Genomic DNA, 23,307 nt, shown 5'->3' with positions numbered 1-23,307 from the left:
ACAAAAATAGTGCAATAGCAATGCTACTACACTATACACTAAAGTGGAGAATACGAGATTCGAACTCGTGACCTCCTGCTTGCAAGGCAGGCGCTCTCCCAACTGAGCTAATCCCCCATATGACGTTTGCGACTTAATTAAAATATCACAAACGTCCCTCTTTGTCAACTGTATCTGCTGATTTTATAGGGCGTGTGAAAAAACGAGAGTTTTTTCATGCGTCCTTTTGCTTATGGTTATAATAATAGTTATATTGCATAAAAAAGGGTATAATTCCCCTTACCCCATAAGAATGCTATTATGAACTCCTATGCGGCAGCTGTAACTTTTTTCTGTTTGTTGTGATATTTATAAAGATTGTGTCCGATAGAAACGAGAAATACTTCAAGCAATACAGATTTTATTCCTCTTCGGACAATTCTTTTGTACCACCGGTCGTTTTTCATGATACCAAAGGTACCTTCTGCCTGAATGGATCTGTTCATCCTTAGAAGCGCTCCCTGGATACTTTCGAGATTTTCTATCACTTCCTGATGCATCGCTGTAAGTTCGCGGTTGATCCGAACAGTACGGTTTTTGTCTGTCTTTTTACATTGTTCTGCGTATGGACAGCCGGAGCAGTCTTCACACTGATACACTTCTTCCTGTCGCCCATACTTGTTCCCTTTTACGTTTTTTCGATACTGAAGATAAAAGTTTTTCCCGTTTGGGCAACGCATGATTCCGTCTTCCCCGATTGGAAAATTTACTGCACGAAATGGATCTTCATGGTATTTCTTGTCAGTAGTCTCTTTCTTGAACATGGGAAACTTCATATATTTTTCTATTCCTTGCTGTTCACAGAAGATGTAATTGTTGTAAGAACCATATCCGGCATCTGCTACTGGGTACTTCGGATAGAAGCCATATGTAGTATAAAACTTATTCATTAATGGAATAAAACAATCCATATCTGAGCGATACTGATGTAGGACGGATTTTGCGGACATTCAAAATAAAAAAGAATGTGGAGGTAACAGACAATGGCAAAATCATTATTTGAGGAACTGGGCGGCAAATACGAAAGGCAAGGGGATTATTTGATACCGTGCTTAACTGTACCCGCCGAAGAAGAACAGGCAATAGGCATCTGGGGGCAACGGCATTTAGATTATCTAAAACAGTACCGTAAAGTTACATACACCAATCTTCTTACAAGCGGCAGGCTAAACGCCTACCTTGCCGACATCAACAGACAGGCACAGGAACGCTTTGAAAGGCTCATAGAGGGTATGAAACAGGCACAGGGCATAACGGAACAGCTAAAGGCAGAAAACGCCTTAGAATGGACAGGATGCCTCAATAACATAAGGGCTTGTGCGAGGGAGATTGTGGAAAAGGAAATTATTTTTGCATAAACAGATGATTAGTGGCAGGGGGAAATCCTGCCGCTTTTTCTGCTTTAGTTTGTCAGCTTGACAAATAAAGGGTCTTGACAAATAAAGGGTTAAGGAATATAATTAGATTCAGTATTATACAAGGAGTTAATAAATATGCGGCAAGGTATTCTTAAATAAACTGTCAATTTGATAGTGGGAACAAAAAGTAGCAGTCTCGTTTCACTTTTAATATGGGGCTTAGTTTTTTGTACCCAGTTTAAGAATACTTTTATCATGTAATTTTATATGCCCGAAAACATATAAGTGTTTTGGGGCTATTGGAGTTATTTACCCAGTGATAGGAGTATTTATCACTGGGTATTTTTATGCCCTTTTTTGGGTGTTGATAGGAGGAAAATCACATGAAAATAATTAACATAGGCATTCTGGCTCACGTTGACGCAGGAAAGACAACATTAACGGAAAGTTTATTGTATACCAGTGGTGCAATTGCAGAACTAGGGAGCGTAGATGAAGGCACAACAAGGACAGATACAATGAATTTGGAGCGTCAAAGGGGAATCACTATCCAGACAGCAGTGACATCTTTTCAGTGGGAGGATGTAAAAGTCAACATTATAGATACGCCAGGCCATATGGATTTTTTGGCGGAAGTATACCGTTCTTTATCCGTATTAGACGGAGCAGTATTATTAGTTTCTGCAAAGGATGGCATACAGGCACAGACCCGTATACTGTTTCATGCACTACAGATAATGAAGATTCCGACAATTTTTTTCATCAATAAAATTGACCAAGAGGGGATTGATTTGCCAATGGTATATCGGGAAATGAAAGCAAAGCTTTCTTCGGAAATTATAGTGAAGCAAAAGGTTGGGCAGCATCCCCATATAAATGTAACGGACAATGACGATATGGAACAGTGGGATGCGGTAATTATGGGAAACGATGAACTATTAGAGAAATATATGTCAGGGAAACCGTTTAAAATGTCAGAACTGGAACAGGAAGAAAACAGGAGATTCCAAAACGGAACGTTATTTCCCGTTTATCACGGAAGCGCTAAAAACAATCTGGGGATTCGGCAGCTTATAGAAGTAATTGCCAGTAAATTTTATTCATCAACGCCTGAAGGTCAATCTGAACTATGCGGGCAGGTTTTTAAGATTGAATATTCAGAGAAAAGGCGGCGTTTTGTTTATGTGCGTATATATAGCGGAACATTGCATTTGAGGGATGTTATTAGAATATCTGAAAAAGAGAAAATAAAAATCACAGAGATGTGTGTTCCGACAAACGGTGAAATCGTCCCGGCTGACCATGCCTGTCCGGGAGAAATTGTTATTTTAGCTGATGATACTTTGAAACTGAACGATATCCTGGGAAATGAAAAACTCCTGCCTCACAAAACACGGATTGATAATCCCATGCCATTACTTCGGACAACGGTAGAGCCGCAAAAGCCGGAGCAAAGGGAAGCCCTGTTAAATGCCCTCGCAGAGATTGCTGATACAGACCCTCTTTTGCATTTTGACATTGATACTGTTACCCATGAGATTATGTTATCTTTTTTGGGGAATGTGCAGATGGAAGTCATTTGTGCCATCCTTGAGGAAAAATATCATGTGGAGGCAGAAATAAAAGAGCCTACTGTTATATATATGGAAAGACCGCTTAGAAAAGCAGAATATACCATCCACATAGAAGTCCCGCCAAATCCTTTCTGGGCTTCTGTCGGGTTGTCCATAGAGCCGCTCCCTATTGGAAGCGGAGTGCAGTATGAAAGCAGAGTTTCACTTGGATATTTAAATCAATCGTTCCAAAATGCGGTTATGGAGGGGGTTCTTTATGGCTGCGAGCAGGGGCTGTATGGATGGAAAGTGACAGACTGTAAAATCTGTTTTGAATATGGATTGTATTATAGTCCTGTAAGTACCCCCGCAGACTTTCGGCTGCTTTCCCCTATCGTATTGGAGCAGGCTTTAAAAAAAGCAGGGACAGAACTATTAGAGCCATATCTCCACTTTGAAATTTATGCACCGCAGGAATATCTCTCACGGGCGTATCATGATGCTCCAAGGTATTGTGCAGATATTGTAAGTACTCAGATAAAGAATGACGAGGTCATTCTGAAAGGAGAAATCCCTGCTAGATGTATTCAAGAATACAGGAACGATTTAACTTATTTCACAAATGGGCAGGGAGTCTGCTTGACAGAGTTAAAAGGATACCAGCCAGCTATTGGTAAATTTATTTGCCAACCCCGCCGCCCGAATAGCCGTATAGATAAGGTTCGGCATATGTTCCACAAGTTAGCTTAACAGCTTGCAAAAGTCATATAAAATGAGATTTGAAAGGAGAATGTAACTTCATGTTTGCTAAAAATTCAAAGGCATATTCTGTCTACCTGCTGTTCCGATTTGTCTGTTCCCTGGCGGTTTCTATGTCCACAGTGCTTTCCATCGTGTACCACCTGGAGGTGGTGCAGCTGGATGCTTTCCAGCTTGTCCTGGTAGGGACGGTTCAGGAGACCTCCTGCTTTCTGTTCGAGATGCCCACCGGTGTGGTGGCGGATTTGTATAGCCGTCGGCGCTCGGTGCTGATTGGAATGTTCCTCTACGGCCTGGGCTTTCTGATGGAGGGTGCGCTACCGTGGTTCGCGCCGGTTCTGCTGGCCCAGGTTGTCTGGGGTTGCGGTGATACCTTCATCACCGGCGCTCTGGAGGCGTGGATTGCCTCGGAGGAAGAGGACAAACCCATAGACAAGGTGTTCCTGCGGGGCAGTCAAATGGGGCAAATCGGCGGCGTTCTGGGCGTGGTGCTGGGCACACTGCTGGGAAACATAAACCTGCAAATGCCTCTCATCTTGGGGGGCAGTTTGTGCTTGTTGTTGGGGCTGGTGATGGTTCGCATCATGCCAGAAACCAACTTCTCCCCTGCTATTGAGGAACGGCAGGGCTTGCTTAAAGACTTTGTCTGCCTGTTCAAGCTCAACCTGGGCTTTGTGAAAGGCGCACCTGTGTTGCTGGCGCTCTTAGCAATCACACTATGCGGGGGACTTGCCAGTGAAGGCTTTGACCGGCTCTCCACCGCTCATTTTCTGGATGACACGGTAATACCCGTTATCGGGCCGCTGAACAGCGTCACTTGGTTCGGTGTTATCAGTCTTATCGGCAACGGCTTAGGTATTCTGGCTTCTCAGTTGCTCATCGCCCGCATGGAGAAAAAAGGGACTGTCAGCCGAACCAGTGTGGTCATGTCCACCAGCGCCGGGTATATCCTGTTCCTGGTTCTCTTCGCGGTGGGGCGGAGCTTTTGGTTCATGTTGTTGGTGTTCCTGCTGGCGGGGCTTATGCGCACCATCAAGGAGCCTGTGCTGGCCGCCTGGATGAACGACCAAGTGGATGAGAAAATGCGCGCCACAGTCTTTTCCACCAGCGGACAGCTGGACTCTTTCGGGCAGATCATCGGCGGGCCTATTGTGGGGCTGGTAGCCCAGCAGGTGTCCATACCCTGGGGGCTGGTCTGTACCGCTTTCCTGCTGTTGCCCGCGCTGTTCTTAGTGCCGGTGGCGGGAAAGAAGCGGGATTGATATGGCATAGTTAAGTTTACTGACGAGCGGGAGATTACTTCCGCTCGTCTTCATTTAGTAGCGCAAAATTTGAGGACTCTTTATTTCCTTATTCGGTATAGCGGAGGCGGCTGTCAATTCGACATAATTTTCTTGTGATACTTTACCGTACATGAGCATTTGTTTCGTATTTGAAAGAACAAACTCACCAAATAAAAAAAACGATATTCGGGTGGGTTATTTTGTTATACCCTAAATTACCCTCTGAATTTGTTTTTAAATTTGGAGGGATTTTTTTATGTCCTTTTTTCGGGCAGTTATCTATCTGCTCATACGAAGCAAAATTTATCAATACATAGCATATCAGAGAACGGCAGGAAACCAGTTAAAAAAATTTCTGCCAGTGCAACGGTACTTCTCACCTTGAAAGTAGAAGTACAATCTCCATACAATAGAATTACTATTTCCTATAACCGTAAAGGTCACAGAGCCTTTGCGGTTTTTCTTTTGTCGATTTTTGTTGGAAAGTGCCGTAGGGCTGTTTCTGATATGCGGTGTCGTTCTCCGCCTCTCCATCTGGATTTTTTACATTTCAAAAATTCAGATGGGAGGTATTTATGGTGAAATATGCACCAAGAAAGGTATATATCAGAGAAAGTGGCGGCTATGTGGAATTATCCTACACGGAGTTCTGCCGTTGCAGGGAATCCGACCAGACCTATATGGACAAGCTGTTTATCCCCATTCAAGGCTGTCTGCTTGAAGTCGTGAGGGAGCAATACACAGACTTCTACCGTGACAAGGAACGGTGGCGTTATCTGCAAAAATTAGATACAAAGAATAGACTGCTATCTCTCGACGGATTTACGGACAGCGAGGGGAATCCTCTGGACTTTATCACTGATGAAGCGGTGGACATTGCAGAAACCGTTGTCAATGCGGTCATGGTGGACAGGCTGAAAGCCGCCCTGCCTTTGCTGTCGGATAGTGAACAGGAGCTGATACAGGCAATCTTTTTTGACGGACTTTCCGAGCGTGAAGTCGGGGCGAGGTTGGGCATAACCCAGAGCGTTGTAAACAAACGCAAAGCCAGAATCCTAATAAAACTAAGAAAGATAATAGAAAATTAAAATTTAAGGCGTTCAGCCCCCTTGTTTTTTCCTTTGGGAAGATGAGGGGGCTTTTCTCTGCCCTCTCAATCAATTCTGATTGGAGGAAGTAAGAATGGCATACAACCACGGACGGGAGGACAGGAAATGGCGTATCTGGAAAGAAGCGGAGGAAAAGCTGCTGCGTGAGTGCGGCGTTGATGAAGCGACCATTGAGCAGATACGCATGGCGGACAGGGCAGACTTCAATTCCAACAGGCGGTTTTACCGATGGACGAATGACGTTGCGGAATATCTTGAGGACATGGCAGGCAGGGAGCGGCAGGCGGAAGTGGGTACGGTTGCGGAGTTACTGGAAGAGATTGAGAGCGAAAATCTCTATCAAGTATTAGTCACGGTGGACGGGCGTACCTTGAAAATCGTCCTGCTGAAAATGCAGGGGTATTCCACAAAGGAGATTGCCCCGCTTGTGCATTTGACGACTGGTGCCATCTATGCGAGGTTAGACCATCTGCGGAAGAAGCTGCGGAAAATTTTATAGCTTCTAAAACAGCCTGCCATCCTGCGGGCTACTGGGTGAGGGATGGAAATCCCCTCACTCATTTTTTGCAGGAGGACAACAGGATGGCATACAGGGTTAAGGCATACACGCTTCGGGAGGAATCCACGGAAAGCGGCACAAGGTATTTTATCAGCTTTAAGGACGGGCAGGGCAAATCCCACGAGTTGGAAGTGTCGGAACAGTTCTTTATGGAGTTTCGGCAGATGGAGCGCAGGAACAGGAATCTTTTCTAATGGGACGAGCGGCACAGGGAGTTTAACGAGGTATGGGACGAAACCCTTTACAGACGGGCGTTGCGTGTGCCTAAGAGCCTTGATGAACGCATGGTTGAGGAAGAACGGAATGAAACGCTCTATAAGGCGGTTGGGAGCCTTCCAGAGATACAAAGGCGGCGTTTCCTGCTCTACTACGAGTATGAGTTCAATTTTTACCAAATCGCCGCTATGGAGCATTGCACCGCTTCGGCAATACAGAAATCTGTTGCGATTGCAAAGGAGAAAGTAAAGGCGGAAATTGAAGAAATATCTCCAACCGTGACCGACACCGCCCGAAAAAGAAATCTGTTTTTTATTTGTGTGGGATTGGCGGCATTACATACTCTCACTTTTTTCCGTGGGAGTAAATCTATTTTTAAGGAGGTCAACGCCTATGTGCAACGAAAACAAAGACACCGCCCGAAAGGAGGAAAGCCATGCAGAAGTTACAGACAGTCAACGCCGAAACGCTCCTTTATGAACCGCTTGAGAAACCATCCTTTGTGGTGGACAGCCTTATCCCGACAGGCTTATCGCTGTTCTGCGGCTCACAGAAGATAGGCAAAAGCTGGCTCATGCTGAAGCTATGCTTATGCGTGTCGCAGGGAATCCCTTTATGGGATATGCCGACAATGGAGGGCGATGTGCTTTACCTCTGCCTTGAGGACACGTTCTGCCGCATACAGGACAGGTTATTTCGTTTGACGGACGAAGCAAGCGGGCGGCTCCACTTTGCCGTGGCAAGCTGCAAGCTGTCAGACGGTCTTATCGTGCAGCTTGAAGATTATCTGAAAGATTACCCAGACAGCAGGCTCATTGTCATTGATACCTTGCAGAAAGTCCGTACAGCTTCAAAAGACAATGCCTATGCAAGCGACTATGGGGACATCTCCCTCATCAAAGACTTTGCCGACAGGCACTCTCTGGCGGTCATTGTCGTACACCACATCCGAAAGCAGAATGACAGCGACGTGTTCAACAAGGTGTCTGGGACGACAGGATTAACGGGGAGTGCGGACGCTACCTTTGTTCTGGAAAAGGAGAAACGTGCGTCTGACACCGCCAAGCTGTATGTGACGGGCAGGGACACGCCTTATCAGGAATACACGCTGCGTTTCCGTGATTGCCGTTGGGAGCTTGTGGAGCGGAAAACGCAGGAGCAGCTTGCGAAAGAAACGATACCAGATGTCCTTTTTCGGTTGGTGGATTTTATGAGGGATAAGGAAGAATGGATAGGCACGGCAACGGAACTGTTAGCCGCTATGGGGGAAACGGAAACCATACCCACGGTGATTACGAAATGGCTGAATGAATACCGCACCACATTTTTAAGCGAGAACCGTATCTGCTACCAGTACAGCCGCAGGAAAGACGGCAGGCGGATTGCCCTTGCAAGGAGGGCGGGTGACAGCGGTGATGGTGGTGACAGCGATATTAGGATGCCCCCCTGTTACTGTCATTGACGCTTAAAGCCATGTAAAGCTGGCGGCTCTGCCCTGCGGGTGACAGCAGTGACGGTGGTGACAGTGATTTTAGGATACCCTGCCGCTGTCATCCCTACGGGAGAACACCCCGTAAACGCAAAATGCAGGCGTGAGATTTACTCGCCCTTTTCGGTCGTGTAAAACCACCCCTGCGGTCAGAAAAATCATTCCGATTTTTCCGACTGCGTTTACAGGGTGTAACACACTACACTTTGCCCTGCAAAGTCGTGTGCCAGACGTTCCCTCTGGACTCCCTTAAGGCAGGGCTGTGCCCTGCTATCCTACGCCTTACGGCTTCGGATAAAAGAATGGCGGCATGACGGTGACGGCTCTTGCGAGGGGGGTATCCCAAAAACACCGTCATCATCGACATGACCGTCATGCAGGGGGTGAGGGTGACAGTTGCGGCAGTCGGCAGGGGGTATCCCAAAACTGCTGTCACCACCGTCACCGCTGTCACCCCAAAGGACGGTCACCCGCCGAAAGAAAGGAGGAATCCGCCTATGCCTTATGCAATCCTGCGTTTCCAGAAACGAAAAGCGGGCGGCGTTGCGGCTTGTGAACGCCACAACGAGCGGAAGAAAGAAGCCTACAAAAGCAACCCAGATATAGATATGGAACGCTCTAAAAACAATTACCATCTCATAGCACCACCAAAGTACACCTACAAGAAAGAGATTAACCGCATGGTAGCCGAAGCGGGGTGCAGGACAAGGAAAGACAGCGTGATGATGGTGGAAACGCTCATCACAGCTTCACCAGAATTTATGAACCAGTTACCGCCCGAAGAACAAAAAGCGTATTTCCAGACGGCTCTTGACTTCATTTCGGAGCGTGTTGGAAAGCAGAATATCCTCTCCGCTGTCGTCCATATGGACGAGAGAACGCCCCATATGCACCTCTGCTTTGTGCCGATTACGCCAGACAATAAGCTGTCAGCGAAAGCTATCTTAGGCAACCAGAAATCATTATCCGAGTGGCAGACCGCCTACCATGAGCGGATGTCCTCACGGTGGAATCAGCTTGAACGGGGGCAGTCCTCAATGGAAACCAAGCGGAAACACGTCCCCACATGGCTCTATAAATTAGGCGGCAGGCTTGATAAACAGTATGAAGAAATCGTGTCTGCCCTATCCGACATCAACGCCTTTAACGCAGGGAAGAAAAGGGATAAAGCGTTAGATTTACTCTCTGCATGGCTGCCAGACGTGGAGAAATTCTCTAAGGAAATCGGGAAACAGCAGGCGTATATCGACAGTTTGAAAGAGAGAATTGGGCAGGAATCAGACTATGCGGGGCGTATGCGTGATGAAAAGTACGAGCAGGAACTAAAGGTGCAGAAAGCGAATCAGAAGATATTTGAATTGCAGAGAACCAACGAGCAGATGGGGCGGCTGCTGTCAAAAATACCGCCCGAAGTGTTGGAAGAATTGCAGAAAAATCATAGAAGCAGAGCGAAAGAAAGGTAGATATGTGAATGAAGAAACAGGATTTTAAGGTGTTAAAGACCAAAGACTTGTACCCGTTCCCCGACAATCCGTTTCATGTGGCAGAAGATGAAACACTGTCAGAGTTAGCGGAAAGCATCAAGGAATTTGGCATTGTCACGCCGATAATCACACGCCCGAAAGAGGACGGGGACGGTTATGAAGTGATTGCAGGACAGCGGCGTGTCCGTGCTTCTGAACTTGCAGGGATAAATACCGTGCCTGCGTTTGTCCTGCCCTTAGACCGTGACCGAGCCATCATCACCCTTGTAGACAGCAATTTGCAGCGTGAGAATATCCTGCCATCGGAGCGGGCGTTTGCTTACAAGATGAAATCCGAAGCCATGAAGCGGCAGGGTTTCCGCACAGACTTAACCTCGTCACAAGTTGTGACGAAGTTGCGGACGGACGACAAGGTGGCACAGGGCTTCGGCGTGGGCAGGATGACCGTGCAGCGTTTTATCCGCCTGACGGAACTGATACCGCCGATTTTGCAGATGGTGGACGAGGGGAAAATCGCCCTCACGCCTGCGGTGGAACTGTCCTTCTTGAAGAAAGACGAGCAGGAAAACCTCTTTGCCACGATGGAGAGCGAAGAAGCAACGCCCTCACTCTCACAGGCACAGCGGATGAAACAGTTAAGCCAGAGCGGGCGGCTTGACATGGATACGATATTTGCGATTATGACGGAGGAAAAGGGCAACCAGAAAGAAACCTTGAAAATCAACACAAGCAAGCTGAAAAAATACTTTCCGAAGAACACAACGCCGAAGCAGATGGAGGAAACCATCATCAAACTTTTGGAGCGTGAGTTGCAGAGGAAACGCAACCGTGACAGCCGCTAATCTTCTTTTTTCGGGAAGTAAATACAGAGAGTTGAGGTATGGAGAATGAGAGAAATCCAGTATGAAATCGTAAAGGAAATCGCAGTATTGTCTACGGGCGACAGTGGCTACACAAAGGAAATCAATCTCATTTCATGGAATGGGAAAGAGCCGAAGTATGACATCCGCAGCTTTTCCCCGAACCGTGAAAAGTGCGGCAAGGGAATCACGCTGAACGCTGATGAAGCGGCGGCACTCCTTAAAGCATTACAGAAAGAATTAAACAGCGAGGATTAATGGTATCTGATTGGCAGGGCGGGGACATTTCCAAACTCTTCCCTGCCCTGTCTGGAAAGGAAGATTTAAGTATGGGCGAGGATAAGAAAGCAGATAAAAAGAGAAAGCGTATCGTGCCAAAAGCACCAGTGCAGATGATAATCAGCCGTGAATATGTCGGCACACAGACCGTTACAGAAGCGTTTGTCCCGATTATCTCCGAGGATATTCGGAAGAAGATTGCCGAGGGCGACACCTTCGACAATGAGGGGCTGTCCGCTTAGAATGTACGCAATGGGACATGAAAACAGATAGGACAGATACGGAGGTTTTACAGTATGGCAGGAATCAAAGAAGAAAAGAAAATCTATTTAGTCGGCATTTATTGCCGCTTATCTAAAGACGATGGTACGGATAACGAGAGTGCGAGCATTGCGACACAGAAATCCATCCTCACGGATTATGTGAAAAAGCAGGGATGGCACATAGCAAAAACGTATGTGGACGATGGTTATTCTGGTACAAATTTCCAAAGACCAAGTTTCCAGAATATGATAAAAGACATTGAAAGCGGTCTGATAAACTGCGTGATTACGAAAGATTTATCCCGTCTGGGGAGAAACTATCTTGATTGTGGACTGTATCTGGAAGTGTTTTTCCCAGAGCATAATGTGAGGTATATAGCGGTCAATGACGGCGTGGACACGCTCAATAAATCCGCTATGGACATCACGCCTTTCCGCAACATCCTAAACGAAATGTATTCCGCCGATGTGTCGGTCAAGATAAAATCGGCGTACCGAGCGAGGTTTCAGCAGGGGAAATTCATGGGGACGACAGCACCATACGGTTACGTCAAAGACCCCGCCGACCACAACCATCTGCTGATAGATGACAAAGTTGCCCATGTGGTAAGGGAAATATTTGACCTTGCGTTAGCGGGCAACGGAATCGCCAAAATCCGCAAGCACATCAACAAACAGCATATCTTACGCCCCGCCGCTTATGCGGCGGAGCAGGGGGCAACAGGCTATGAGAGGTATTTTGAGGAGAATGAGGAGAACCGTTATATTTGGAGCGAGAACAGCGTAAGGGGCATTTTAAGAAGCCCGATATATGCGGGAAACCTTGCAGGCTACAAGCGGATTGCCGCCAACATGAAAAGCAAGAAACGCCCCTCTAAGCTGCCCGAAGAATGGGAAGTGATACCAGACACCCATGAGGGGATAGTCACGCAGGAGGAATTTGATACCGTACAGCAGCTTATTACAAGCCGCAGATTACCAGAAAACAAGGGCGGCTTTGAGAACATCTTTGCAGGCGTTATTAAGTGTGCGGACTGCGGCTATGCGATGCGGGCTATGAGTGCCAACAGGAGGAAACGCCCCGACATCATCGACTGCGTACAATATTCCTGCAATAATTATGGCAGATACGGTAATATCATGTGTACCGCACACAGCATTGAAGCGAGGGACTTGTTCAACGCTGTCCTCACCGACATCAACCGATTTGCGGATATGGCAGTCAATGATGAAAAGGCAGTGAGGGCGATTGAAAAGCGGCTCACGGAAACAGACCAGAGCAAGGCAAAGGCACTGGAAAAGGAGCAAAGAAAACTGAACAAACGCCTTGCAGAACTGGACAGGCTGTTTTCCTCACTCTATGAAGATAAGGTGATGGAGCGTATTACCGAGCGGAATTTTGAGATGATGTCGGGAAAATACCAGAAAGAACAGCTTGAAATTGAAGCAAGGCTGAAAGAGGTAACGGAAACGCTCAGCGACAGCTATGAGAAGACGCAGGGTGTCCGTGATTTCCTCTCCCTAATCCGCAACTATCAAGGCATTAAGGAACTGGACGCAACCATCATAAACGCACTTATAGACAAGATACTTGTTTCGGAACGTGAGAAACTTACAGACGGAATGGTGCGGCAGGAAATCAAGATTTATTATAAATTCATCGGCTTTGTCGGTGAATTACATATCACACCGACAAAGCGGTGGACTGCGTTAAAGCCTAAGAATTGTACGGTGTGCGGTGTTGAATATGTTCCCCGCTCTGGCATATCGAAGTATTGTCCTGCTTGTGCCAAGAAGATACAGAGGGAGAAATCAAACGAGAGCAAACGCAGGAGCAGGGAGCGAAACAGACAGGCATGTATTGAACTGTCCGCAAAAAATGACCGACTGATTTACATCAACAACAGCAATGTATTCATCTGCAACACCAACCTGTACATTATAAGCTGGAAGCAACTGGTCATTTCCCATGTAGTCTGTCTTGATTCGCATAAAAGTGGCTGAATGATCTGTTCTCGAGTAGCTGTTGCGATCTTCTCCACAGATTTTGATTTTTTCCACGTATTCTTCCAACTTAACAGCATACTCTTTGAGTTTCTCATAATGACGTTGTTGTGTAGTTTTGCGATGTCCCCTGCCATGAACAAACATTGCTTCATTAATCTGCCAGACTTCTGCATACTGTTCAGCAGCTTCCTTCAGATACTCTGGTGCGTACTCACTATTGATACAAAGTTTCATACCTGTACATGAAAGTTCCTCATTGATTTCCTCAAATAGTGTAGTGATCTTACCAAAGAGACGGTATCTGGATTTTTCGGTTGCTTTTTTCCATACCCAGGAGTATTTATTCGCATTTGCTTCAAACTTGGATCCATCAATGTATAGATGTTGAAGATCCACATGCTCTGTCTCGAAGATTTTTTTGTTTATATCTTGAAATATTTCTTCAATGGAATCAGCAAGTACTTCGTTGATGAAGTAGCCGAAAGTACGATAAGAAGGTGCTTGATGATCCATAAGATACATGAAACGGAGATTGACTTTACATTGATCCTCCAGTTCACGTAATGATATATAGCCATTCGCCATAAATCCAAACAAAACTGTTTTCAGCATGCTGACCGGGTCATACCTGAGTCTTCCTGTATCATGTTGAGGAATATTTTTCAGATATTTCTCCAGTTCGATTTCTCCCATAAATCTATCAAAAGTCAGCACTGGATCACAGATGTCCAAATAATCTTGAATTAGCATTGGCAAAACTACCTGTTTTGGGTTAGAATAGATTATGTTATTAATTTTCATTGCAAGTTAATTATAACAGAAAGAAAGACCTTGAGTTCATTATAAACTCTTGGTCTTTCTTTTTTGGGGGAGTATTCTTTTTTCACAGCCCCGTTTATTTTGCTCAAATATTCTCTACTATTTCTTTTCCGTATTTTTATACGCCGTCTCATAGAATACTTCCTGTGAATCCAGCTTTTCTTCATTGATATCACGATCTACATAATCGCCATCTGCAGTCAGTTCTTTTCCTTTTTCATCATCCTTCATCATGGTGTCAAACATCCAGTCCAGTCTTTCACGCAACGTATCATCCAGAACCGGAGCTGCAACCTCCACACGTCGGAGCGTATTTCTCGTCATATAATCGGCCGATGCAATATACACTTTTTCTCTGTCCGGCGTTCCGAAACGATAAATACGGGAATGCTCCAGAAATCTTCCGACAATGCTGATTACTTTAATATTTTCTGTGTATCCTTTGATACCAGGAATCATACAGCAGATTCCACGGACGATCATTTCAATCTTCACACCCACCTGTGATGCTTCCACAAGCTTCTCAATGATCACTTTATCAGTCAGTGAATTGATCTTGATTCCGACATACGCATCTTTCCCGTTCTTTGCGTGACGTATTTCCTCATCGATCATATCGAGTACTTTATTCTGGAGACATTTCGGTGCAACCAGCAGGATGTGCGTTTCCTCTATCGTCTCACCGCGCAGCAGACATGCAAATACTTCTGCCGCTTCTTTTCCGATTTCCTGCTTTGCTGTGATCAGTGACAGGTCTGTATATAAAGTAGAAGTCTTTTCATTATAGTTACCGGTTCCGATCTGAGTAATATATTCCAGACCTTTATCTGTCTTTCTGGTGATCAGGCAAAGTTTTGAATGTACCTTGAATCCATTCAGACCATAAATTACACGGCATCCGGCTTCTTCCAGCTTTCTGGAGTATTCAATATTGCTTTCCTCATCAAATCTTGCTCGAAGTTCTACAAGTACCACAACTTCTTTTCCATTTTCTGCCGCTTCAACCAGTGCATCCACAACCTGACTACGGACAGCCAGACGGTACAAGGTCATCTTGATGGACACTACAGAATCGTCTCTTGCCGCTTCATAAAGCAGGTTGGTAAATGATTTAATATTTTCAAATGGATAAGATAACAGAACATCTTTCTGCTCAATCTGTGCGATCAGACTTTCTTTTTCTTTCAGCTGCGGTGTCATTCGCGGACTCCTCTTCTGATAGAACAGCTTTTCCTTTTCTGCTCCTTGCATTCTCAGATAATTCTGGATTGCAAATACAAATGATAAATCAAGTGGTACTCTCGACATAAATACGTGGTTTTTATCCATATGAATATATTTGCAGATCTCTGCGATCAGCTTTTTGTTGATCTTTCTGGAGAATTCCATGCGGACAGGATTCATACGTTTTCTCTGCTTTACCAGATTTTCCATGGCATCTCTGTAATCCATATCTTCATCATAAATGGTTTCTGTATCAATATCCGCATTTCTCGTAATTCTCAGGAGAGATTTTTCTTTGATTTCATATTTTTTAAATAATTTCGGCAAAAAATGAAGAATCAGTTCTTCCGAGAGCATAAAGGTTCCCGGTCTGGTCGGAATGTCGATCAGACGCTTAAATACATTGTTACTGCACGGAATGATCGCCGTTTTTGTCTTTCCACCCTTCGTTGCAAGCAGTGCAACCGCATAGATCTCTTTATTCTGTAAGAATGGAAACGGCTGCTGTTTGCTGATGATATTCGCAGACAGATATGGTGCAATTTCATTATCAAAGTAAGTTTCCAGTAATTCCCCTTCTTTTCCTGAAAGCTTGTTGAAATTGATAACCCGGATTCCCTGCGGCTCTAGTTCTCCCATTAACTGCTCGTAAATAACTGCTTTCTTTATATCAAGCTCTCTTGTTGCATCAATGATCGCTTTTACCTGCTCTTTGCTGGTCATATTGGTTTTATTCTCACGGACTACTTCCGATGATTCCATCTGATCCATCAGTGTACCTACCCGCACCATATAAAATTCATCCAGATTAGATTGATAAATAGACGCAAAAGTAAGTCGTTCTGCTAAAGGTACTCTCGGATTCCCTGCTTCATTTAATACTCTCTCATTAAATTTTAACCATGACAGTTCCCTGTTCATCATATATGGTTCTGGTTTTAACTGCTTCTTTTTCATTTGTCTACTTATCTCCTTTTGCTAATTTGAATATTTTATAGCTACGCTTAAGAATTAATTATACATCTGAATACACTTTCATATCTACCTTCTTAAAGAACTGTTTTTGTAAAATCCATGTAAAATGATGCTTATACCAACTGACTTCCATATAATTCTCGGTCGGTAATCTTTGGTCATCTTCATTTCAATACTTTGCGATATCCTAAATATCCTGAAATCACACCGAACAGAATTCCTCCAAGAACATCTGTCGGATAGTGTACATACAGATATAACCTCGATATTGCAATCAGACATGCCAGCACAAGCGCAAATTTCCAAAGCTTTTTTTCACCTGCCAGGTACAAAGCTGTTACCGAAGCAAACGAAGCTGCCGTATGTCCGGACGGAAAAGAATAATCATGAAGCTTTGCTACCAGAAGGTGTACACCTGTATTCACATCATATGGTCTTGTCCGTGCTACAAGATTTTTCAAGACAATATTGCAAAGTAATACATCTACTACTAAAGCAACCACCATAACCGCACCGCTTTTTCTCGTTTTAGGAATCAGAAGCAATACTATGCTCAACACAATCCATATAATTCCTGCATCCCCAAATCTTGTGATAAATACCATGATTTTATCCAGAAAAGGCGTATGCAACGTCTGGATCCAATCCAAAATACTTAATTCAATGTTCATAAATTTCCTCCTGCTTTCTTCATCAGTATTTTTACTTTTCTATAGAATAACATAGATTACAGTTTATATGAATTTTTAGAATTACAAATTTTTTACAAACAATCTTTTGAAAAATGACGGTTACACAGGGCGTAACTTCAATCGTCCCGGATTTCAGGCAATGCTTGCAGAAGCCGAAGCCTGGAAAATCGGCACAATTATCGTCAAGGATATGAGCCGTTTCTGCAGAAACTATCTTGAGGTCGGCTTTTATACTGAGATTCTGTTCCCCAAGAAGCAGATACGCTTTATTGCAATCAATAACAGCGTGGACAGTGACAAGCCGCAGGATAACGACTTCACCCCGTTCCTCAACATAATGAACAGGTGGTATGCCAAGGACACCAGCAACAAAATAAGCCGAACAAGAAGCGGTGGAAAAAGCCGACACCGTAACGGCGAAGCTGAAAGACGATTCCAAATCTCCCCAGACCGGCGATACAAGCAACCTTGCACTGTGGATTGCCCTGCTGTTTGTCAGCAGCGGTGCTGCCATTGGTACAACGGTTGTCAGCAGAAAGAAAAAGTACAACAGATAATTGAATAGCGTTCCCTTGCTCCAGCTTCCGGGCAAAACAAAAGCGTCGTAGCAATACGGCGCTTTTTTGTTACCCGGAAGTGACAAACAGCGGCTTTTGAATGGTTGGCGGTAAAGGATACCGCCGTCAAAACAAAGCCGCTCATATCGAAAGAAAACGCCCAAAATCGCCCCGAAACCATACAACGGGAAACGGTTTTGGGCATTTCTGCGTTTCGGGAACAAATCGGCAATTAGGCAGCACAAAGGAGGTGTCTCTATGCCCCGTATGCCGAAATACCTCAAGGAAGAATGGGCGTTCTTTCTTGATGAGCGTGGCAGGAAGAAATATAGTAAGTGAATTTTGATGCCAAAAAAGAAACTCAATCTATTTGCCAGTAAATGCAATTATCACCGCCTCATAAGGACGCAATATATTTCCTTCTCTGCCGTCCTCATAATTCTGGATCCAGACTTCCCCGTCTTTCCACTCATCAAGCAATGGGCAGCTAACTTCCTCATCCGTAAAGTTTGTACATACCAGCATCTTTGTATGCTCATCTGTTCTCGTATAGGCGAAAATTCTCTCATCTTCCGGCAGAAGAAGTTCAAATTTTCCATTCACGAATACTGGATTTTCTTTTCTTAACTGAATCAGCTTCTGATAATAGTAAAATACCGAATTTTCATCCTCCAGTGCCTCTTTCGCATTAATCCTGATATAATTTGGATTCACTGCAAACCATGGTTCTCCTGTTGTGAAGCCTCCGTTCTTCTCACTGCTCCACTGCATCGGAGTACGGGCATTATCACGACTTCTTGCGTAAATAGAATGCAGGATTTCTTCTGGCTGATATCCTTTTTTCAGACGCTCTTTGTACATATTCAATGTCTCAATATCTTCATATTCTTCAATGCTGTCAAACTGCACATTCGTCATTCCCAGCTCTTCTCCCTGATAAATGTAAGGAGTTCCCTGCATTCCATGAAGCATTGTCGCCAGCATTTTTGCCGACTCTTTTCTGTATTTTCCGTCATTTCCCCAGCGCGACACGATTCTAGGAAGATCATGGTTATTCATGAACAGACTGTTCCATCCTACCTGATATAAAGTATTCTGCCACTTTGCAAGGCATTTTTTTAGCTTTACCAGATTCAATGGAATAGTGTCCCATTTTTCCTTTCCTTCTTCCTGATCAAGCATAATGTGCTCAAACTGGAAAACCATGGAAAATTCACTTCCATCCGGATTACTATATTTCTTTGCAATTTCCGGTGTTGCTCCCCAGGCTTCTCCTACAGTGATCATGTCGCCCTTCTGAAATGTTTCCCTGCTTAATTCACGCAGAAATTCATGCAACTTTGGTCCATTATTTGTGATCTTAAGATCTGGCTCTTTTGCAATCTGATCAATTACATCCAAACGAAATCCGCCTGCCCCTTTTTCCATCCACCAGAGAATCATATCATAGAGCTCTCTTCTCACTTTCGGATTCTCCCAGTTCAGATCCGGCTGTTTCACTGAAAATTGATGAAAATAATACTGTCCCAATTCTGGAACCCACTCCCATGCCGGTCCACCGAATACAGAATTCATATCGTTTGGATAAACGTCTTCTTCTCCGTCACGCCACACATAATAATCATGATACGGATTGTCTTTACTTTTCTTTGCTTCCAAAAACCATCTGTGTTCATCTGAAGTATGATTCAATACAAGATCCATCATAATTCGGATTCCGCGTTTCTTTGCCTCCACAAATAACTGTTCCATATCTTCCATTGTTCCGAACATTGGCTCAATATCCTGATAATCTGAAATATCATATCCATTGTCATCCTGTGGAGAACGATACACCGGCGAGAGCCAGATTGCATCTATTCCAAGTTTTTTCAAATAATCCAGTCTGCTGATAATTCCTGGAATATCACCTATTCCATCTCCGTCCGAATCTTGAAAGCTTTTCGGATAAATCTGATATACGACTGCATTTTTCCACCATTTATTCTTATTTTCCATACCCAATTTCGATATCTCTCCGGCAGATTATCTGGTTCTACCGGGACATCCTCTCCTTTCTTTACATGCTCTCTAAATTCTACGAATGAGTGTTCCGTTCACACCAAGTATCTCTCCATCAAATTCTCGAGCAAAAAGAATTTTTCCATTTCCTTTTACTTTTATTTCTTCCTCCGATGCATTTAATAGAACCTCAATTTTATTACCTTCTTCATCTAATTTTATATATTCTACACATCGATCATTTTTGTACGTATCCGGAAAATGGAAATGCGGGCTTCTGCACATTTCCTCGTTTCTTCTAAGCATGATCAGTTTCCGCATCATTGCAATTTTTTCCTGATTCTCTTTGCTTTCGATCTCGCTCCATGGCATACATCTTCTGCAATCCGGGTCATGTGCACCTTCCATCGCAATCTCTGTTCCGTAGTAAATACAAGGACTTCCCGGAAGTGTGAAGAGAATTGCAAGCTGCTGATAGAATTTATCCAGATTATGAAAACGGTTCATAAGTCTCTCTGTATCGTGGGAATCCAGCAGATTGAAGAGTACATCGTTATTCTGCTGCATATACATAGTATAACAACGATTTACCATATATTCAAATTCCTCTTTTTTCATCGTTTTATCTAGAAAAAAGTCATGGATTCCACTGAGCAGCGGGTAATTCATAACGGAATCATATTCATCTCCTTGCAGCCACTGGCTTGCATCGTGCCAGATTTCTCCCAACAGATAAATGTCCGGTTTTATCGTTTTTAAATGTTCTCGCATCCGCTTTAAGAACCGATGTGATACTTCATTTCCCACATCAAAACGGATTCCGTCTATATCAAATTTTTGAATCCATTCCTCGCAGACCTTACAAAAATACTCAATTACTTCTTCATTATTCGTATTTAATTTTGGCATCGTATCTGCAAATGCAAAAGAGTAAAAGCGCCTGTCTCTTGTGTCTGCTCGTTTTCCGATCTCTTCCCAGTCTTCTATCATAAACCAGTCCGCATAACGGGAATCTTTCCCATGCTCCAGTACATCCATCCACGGCGCGAATTTTCTTCCGCAGTGATTAAATACTGCGTCAACCATAATACGGATTCCTTTTTCGTGCGCTTCCCTGCAAAGTGCTTTCATCATTTCTTCATTGCCGAAAGCCGGATCAATCTTTGTATAATCTGTAGTATCATATTTGTGGTTAGATTCTGCTTCCATGATCGGATTCAGATAAATTCCGGTAATTCCCAGCTCCTGAAGATACTGTAGTCTCTGACGGATTCCCTCCAGATTTCCTCCGAATTTTTCCTGATTTGTCACTGTTCCGTGATTTCTCCACGGTGTGATATCATTTCCATTCTTTTCCGGTGTCCCATTGCAGAACCTGTCCGGGAAAATCTGATACCAGATCGTATCATTCACCCATGCAGGTGTGCGGTTTATATCTGCTGGATTCATCCATGGTACAATAAAACACTGCTGCATACGGCCATCCATCTGAAGCTGTTCTTCTGTCAGGAAACCGTCTTCAAAATAATACCAGACTTCCTCTTCTGTTCTCAGCTCAAAATAATATTTGCATCTTTTATATGCAGGAAGAAGCGTTGTTGTCCACCAGATTTGATAAGGCAGACGTTTTTTATAAATAATTTCCTCTCTTTTTCCTGTCCATTTTTCATTTCCACCCAGAATCCCGGCCTCATAAGGATCTCCGTAATGGATAAACACCTGTTTTACATCATACCCGGTCTTAATATTTACAATCAGTCTGTCCTCATCCAGAGGATAACTCATCTGCTCTGATGTTTTATGATATACACCGGTAAATTCCATCTTATTCTTCCTCCAATTTTTCATAAACACGCAGGATTTCCCCTACACTCCACGCCTGTGCAAAACATCCTTTTGAAGAAACCGGAATCTCTCCATCATAAATTTCAGGGAGCTGGCCAATACATCCTTCACGCATTGCACTTTCCAACACTTCCAACTGCTTTGCCACAATCTCTTTTGCTTCTCTTGAATCTTTATTTACTTTTAGATAGGCGAGATAATATCCACCCATCGGAAAAGTCCAGACAGTTCCCTGATGATAAGCAAGATCTCTTTTTATCATCTCTCCACCATAACTTGCATGAAACTTCTCGTCTTTTGGATCTAATGTCCGAAGTCCATAAGGCGTATACAACCTTTCAAACACTGTATCTACAATCTGTCTTTCTTTCTCTTCGTCCAGCATAGTAAACGGCATAGACACCGCCCATATCTGATTACAGCGAATTTGTGTATCTGCCTTTGTTTCTGAGATTACATCCTTCAGGCAGCGTTTTTCCTCCATCCAGAATTCTCGTGCAAAAGATTCTTTCACTTTCTGTGCGAGTTCTCCATATTTCTGCTCTTCATTTTTCTTCAAAACTTCAGAAAACTTTTGCATGATACAAAGTGCATTATACCAGTAAGCATTGATCTCCACCGGTTTCCCATGTCTTGGTGTCGGAAGGATTTCTCCCACACGTACATCCATCCATGTCACCTGATCCAACCCCGCTCCGGCACTGATAAGACCGTCTTCTTCCATATGGATATTGAAATTTGTTCCTCTCTCATAACCGGAAATAATCCTTTGCATTACCGGATACATTTCCTCTACAAATTTGATGTCCTGAGTTTTTTCATAATATAACCACACGCAGTTGATAAATAATAGTGCCGCATCTACAGTATTATAAAGTGGCTCATTCTCCCCCTCTGGGAACAGATTTGGCATCAATCCATCTTTTTCATAAAATGCAAATGTCCGCAAGATTGATTTTGCACTTTCAACTCTTCCTGTGGAGATGCAGATTCCCGGAAGTGCAATCATTGTATCTCTTCCCCAGTCTTCGAAAAATGGAAAGCCGGCAAGGATGGTCAATCCATCCGTAGACTCTCTTTTTGAAAGGAACTTGTCTGCACTACAAACCAGTGTCTGTGCCAGTTTATTTTTCAAACCTGAAGTCTTTATAAGCTTCTCTTGATAATGGATCTGCTCTTCTTTTATTTTATCAAATATTTTTTTTGCGTCTATACCTTTCAGACTTTCCATCGAATAAATCACTGTTAAATCTGTCTCTTCCCCTGGATTTACTCGTTTTTTAATCTGATAAACTGCGCCTGCTGTTCCATTTTCCCGTCTTCCATCACATTCATCGTAGCTATAAAAATACGTCTCTTTCTTTTCTGTGAATCCTTCTACTTCTCCATTTGTTTCAAAGAAAAGAGCATACTTTCCATCGGTAATCTTTTGCTCTTGTCTTGAAAATATCTTATCTTCTTTCAAATCTTCCCCTTTGGGTTCAAATTGAAAAAACGGAGTTACACAGAGAGCGGCCTCTTTCTGACCACGGTTTTTCAGATGATAATTCACTGCAATCTGATTGCTGCCCTGTGCCATCACAATCTCTTTTTCTATCTCTATTCCGTTTATCAGATAACGCCACGAAGGAAGAATTTCAAAAGAAAATTCTGTAAGATAACGGTATCCTTCTTCTTTTGTTCCATCCGCAAATTCCTGAGTTGAAAGAACATACTTTGATTCTCCAATACCCAGTTCTTCTTTTATACGATGAACCATATTTACTCTGTGATTTGGAGCTTTCGTACATACCATGAATACTGAATGATCATTTCTTGCCACAGCTCCGGTCATCGTAAGCGAAGAAAAACCTCCCAGACCATTAGTTAAAAGATAGCAGTTTTCAAGTCCTCTCTCCAACGTTTTCCAATCCTGTCTGCCATAGATCCACTTCAT

15 protein-coding genes, 1 tRNA gene and 5 pseudogenes are annotated in these 23,307 nt (G+C 43.8%); 13 read left to right on the top strand and 8 right to left on the bottom strand.

Annotation, left to right across the window (positions count from 1 at the left end; genetic code table 11):
- Window positions 1-44: 44 nt before the first annotated feature.
- Both PGZ10_RS04815 and PGZ10_RS04810 read right to left on the bottom strand, forming a co-directional pair.
- Window positions 45-117: transfer RNA gene (locus PGZ10_RS04815), tRNA-Ala, on the bottom strand.
- A 191-nt stretch (window positions 118-308) separates the two neighbouring features.
- A pseudogene (locus PGZ10_RS04810) lies at window positions 309-971 on the bottom strand (transposase); the annotation flags it as partial.
- 51 nt (window positions 972-1,022) lie between these two features.
- On the opposite strand from PGZ10_RS04810, the gene PGZ10_RS04805 reads away from it, so the two are divergent.
- From PGZ10_RS04805 to PGZ10_RS04750, 12 genes and pseudogenes are all read left to right on the top strand, one after another.
- Window positions 1,023-1,397, top strand: coding sequence for a TnpV protein (locus PGZ10_RS04805; RefSeq protein ID WP_001129922.1), 375 nt, complete (start codon window positions 1,023-1,025; stop codon window positions 1,395-1,397).
- A 383-nt stretch (window positions 1,398-1,780) separates the two neighbouring features.
- Window positions 1,781-3,700, top strand: a complete 1,920-nt coding sequence (gene tet(O), locus PGZ10_RS04800; RefSeq protein ID WP_270540810.1) for a tetracycline resistance ribosomal protection protein Tet(O) — start codon at window positions 1,781-1,783, stop codon at window positions 3,698-3,700.
- A 50-nt stretch (window positions 3,701-3,750) separates the two neighbouring features.
- The gene (gene tet(40) / locus PGZ10_RS04795; RefSeq protein WP_109215034.1) at window positions 3,751-4,971 is read left to right on the top strand and encodes a tetracycline efflux MFS transporter Tet(40); all 1,221 of its coding nucleotides are present in this window, start codon (window positions 3,751-3,753) and stop codon (window positions 4,969-4,971) included.
- Window positions 4,972-5,570: 599 nt separating this feature from the next.
- Complete coding sequence (locus PGZ10_RS04790; protein ID WP_105116765.1) at window positions 5,571-6,080, top strand: sigma-70 family RNA polymerase sigma factor; 510 nt, start codon at window positions 5,571-5,573, stop codon at window positions 6,078-6,080.
- Window positions 6,081-6,174: 94 nt separating this feature from the next.
- Window positions 6,175-6,600: a sigma-70 family RNA polymerase sigma factor gene (locus PGZ10_RS04785; RefSeq protein WP_000323895.1), complete on the top strand. Its 426-nt coding sequence runs from the start codon at window positions 6,175-6,177 to the stop codon at window positions 6,598-6,600.
- An 83-nt stretch (window positions 6,601-6,683) separates the two neighbouring features.
- Window positions 6,684-7,158, top strand: a pseudogene (locus PGZ10_RS04780) (RNA polymerase sigma factor).
- A gap of 154 nt (window positions 7,159-7,312) precedes the next feature.
- Window positions 7,313-8,345, top strand: a pseudogene (locus PGZ10_RS04775) (AAA family ATPase).
- Between the two features lie 517 nt (window positions 8,346-8,862).
- Window positions 8,863-9,828 carry a MobV family relaxase gene (mobV, locus tag PGZ10_RS04770; RefSeq protein ID WP_001820668.1) on the top strand — a complete coding sequence of 322 codons (966 nt, stop codon included), beginning with the start codon at window positions 8,863-8,865 and terminating at the stop codon, window positions 9,826-9,828.
- A gap of 8 nt (window positions 9,829-9,836) precedes the next feature.
- Window positions 9,837-10,691: a ParB/RepB/Spo0J family partition protein gene (locus tag PGZ10_RS04765; protein WP_000743700.1), complete on the top strand. Its 855-nt coding sequence runs from the start codon at window positions 9,837-9,839 to the stop codon at window positions 10,689-10,691.
- 45 nt (window positions 10,692-10,736) lie between these two features.
- The gene (locus tag PGZ10_RS04760; RefSeq protein ID WP_001206986.1) at window positions 10,737-10,967 is read left to right on the top strand and encodes a YdbC family protein; all 231 of its coding nucleotides are present in this window, start codon (window positions 10,737-10,739) and stop codon (window positions 10,965-10,967) included.
- A gap of 71 nt (window positions 10,968-11,038) precedes the next feature.
- Window positions 11,039-11,230 carry a hypothetical protein gene (locus PGZ10_RS04755; RefSeq protein WP_001820669.1) on the top strand — a complete coding sequence of 64 codons (192 nt, stop codon included), beginning with the start codon at window positions 11,039-11,041 and terminating at the stop codon, window positions 11,228-11,230.
- Window positions 11,231-11,284: 54 nt separating this feature from the next.
- Window positions 11,285-13,255 (top strand): recombinase family protein, encoded by a 1,971-nt coding sequence (locus PGZ10_RS04750; protein ID WP_270540808.1) that lies wholly within the window; start codon window positions 11,285-11,287, stop codon window positions 13,253-13,255.
- Here PGZ10_RS04750 and PGZ10_RS16925 read toward each other — a convergent pair.
- The 3 genes and pseudogenes from PGZ10_RS16925 to PGZ10_RS04735 form a co-directional block, all read right to left on the bottom strand.
- Window positions 13,142-14,059: pseudogene (locus PGZ10_RS16925) on the bottom strand (transposase); the annotation flags it as partial. The gene PGZ10_RS04750 and the pseudogene PGZ10_RS16925 overlap by 114 nt on opposite strands.
- Before the next feature lie 117 nt (window positions 14,060-14,176).
- On the bottom strand, window positions 14,177-16,258 hold the full coding sequence (ppk1, locus tag PGZ10_RS04740) for a polyphosphate kinase 1 (RefSeq protein ID WP_270540807.1): 2,082 nt from the start codon (window positions 16,256-16,258) through the stop codon (window positions 14,177-14,179).
- Window positions 16,259-16,440: 182 nt separating this feature from the next.
- A complete protein-coding gene (locus PGZ10_RS04735; RefSeq protein WP_270540806.1) occupies window positions 16,441-16,947 on the bottom strand; it encodes a phosphatase PAP2 family protein in 507 nt (168 codons plus the stop codon).
- A 112-nt stretch (window positions 16,948-17,059) separates the two neighbouring features.
- On the opposite strand from PGZ10_RS04735, the pseudogene PGZ10_RS04730 reads away from it, so the two are divergent.
- A pseudogene (locus PGZ10_RS04730) lies at window positions 17,060-17,356 on the top strand (recombinase family protein); the annotation flags it as partial.
- Between the two features lie 535 nt (window positions 17,357-17,891).
- Here the strand turns inward: PGZ10_RS04730 and PGZ10_RS04720 are convergent.
- From PGZ10_RS04720 to PGZ10_RS04710, 3 genes are all read right to left on the bottom strand, one after another.
- Complete coding sequence (locus tag PGZ10_RS04720; RefSeq protein ID WP_270540804.1) at window positions 17,892-19,523, bottom strand: glycoside hydrolase family 13 protein; 1,632 nt, start codon at window positions 19,521-19,523, stop codon at window positions 17,892-17,894.
- A gap of 72 nt (window positions 19,524-19,595) precedes the next feature.
- Window positions 19,596-21,350 carry a glycoside hydrolase family 13 protein gene (locus tag PGZ10_RS04715; RefSeq protein WP_117824204.1) on the bottom strand — a complete coding sequence of 585 codons (1,755 nt, stop codon included), beginning with the start codon at window positions 21,348-21,350 and terminating at the stop codon, window positions 19,596-19,598.
- 1 nt (window position 21,351) lies between these two features.
- The gene (locus PGZ10_RS04710) at window positions 21,352-23,307 is read right to left on the bottom strand and encodes an amylo-alpha-1,6-glucosidase (protein ID WP_270540803.1); all 1,956 of its coding nucleotides are present in this window, start codon (window positions 23,305-23,307) and stop codon (window positions 21,352-21,354) included.

It is taken from the genome of Coprococcus sp. AF102-57 (assembly GCF_027686195.1).
GTDB lineage: Bacteria > Bacillota > Clostridia > Lachnospirales > Lachnospiraceae > Allocoprococcus > Allocoprococcus comes.
This window is presented reverse-complemented; position numbering and strand designations above follow the sequence as displayed.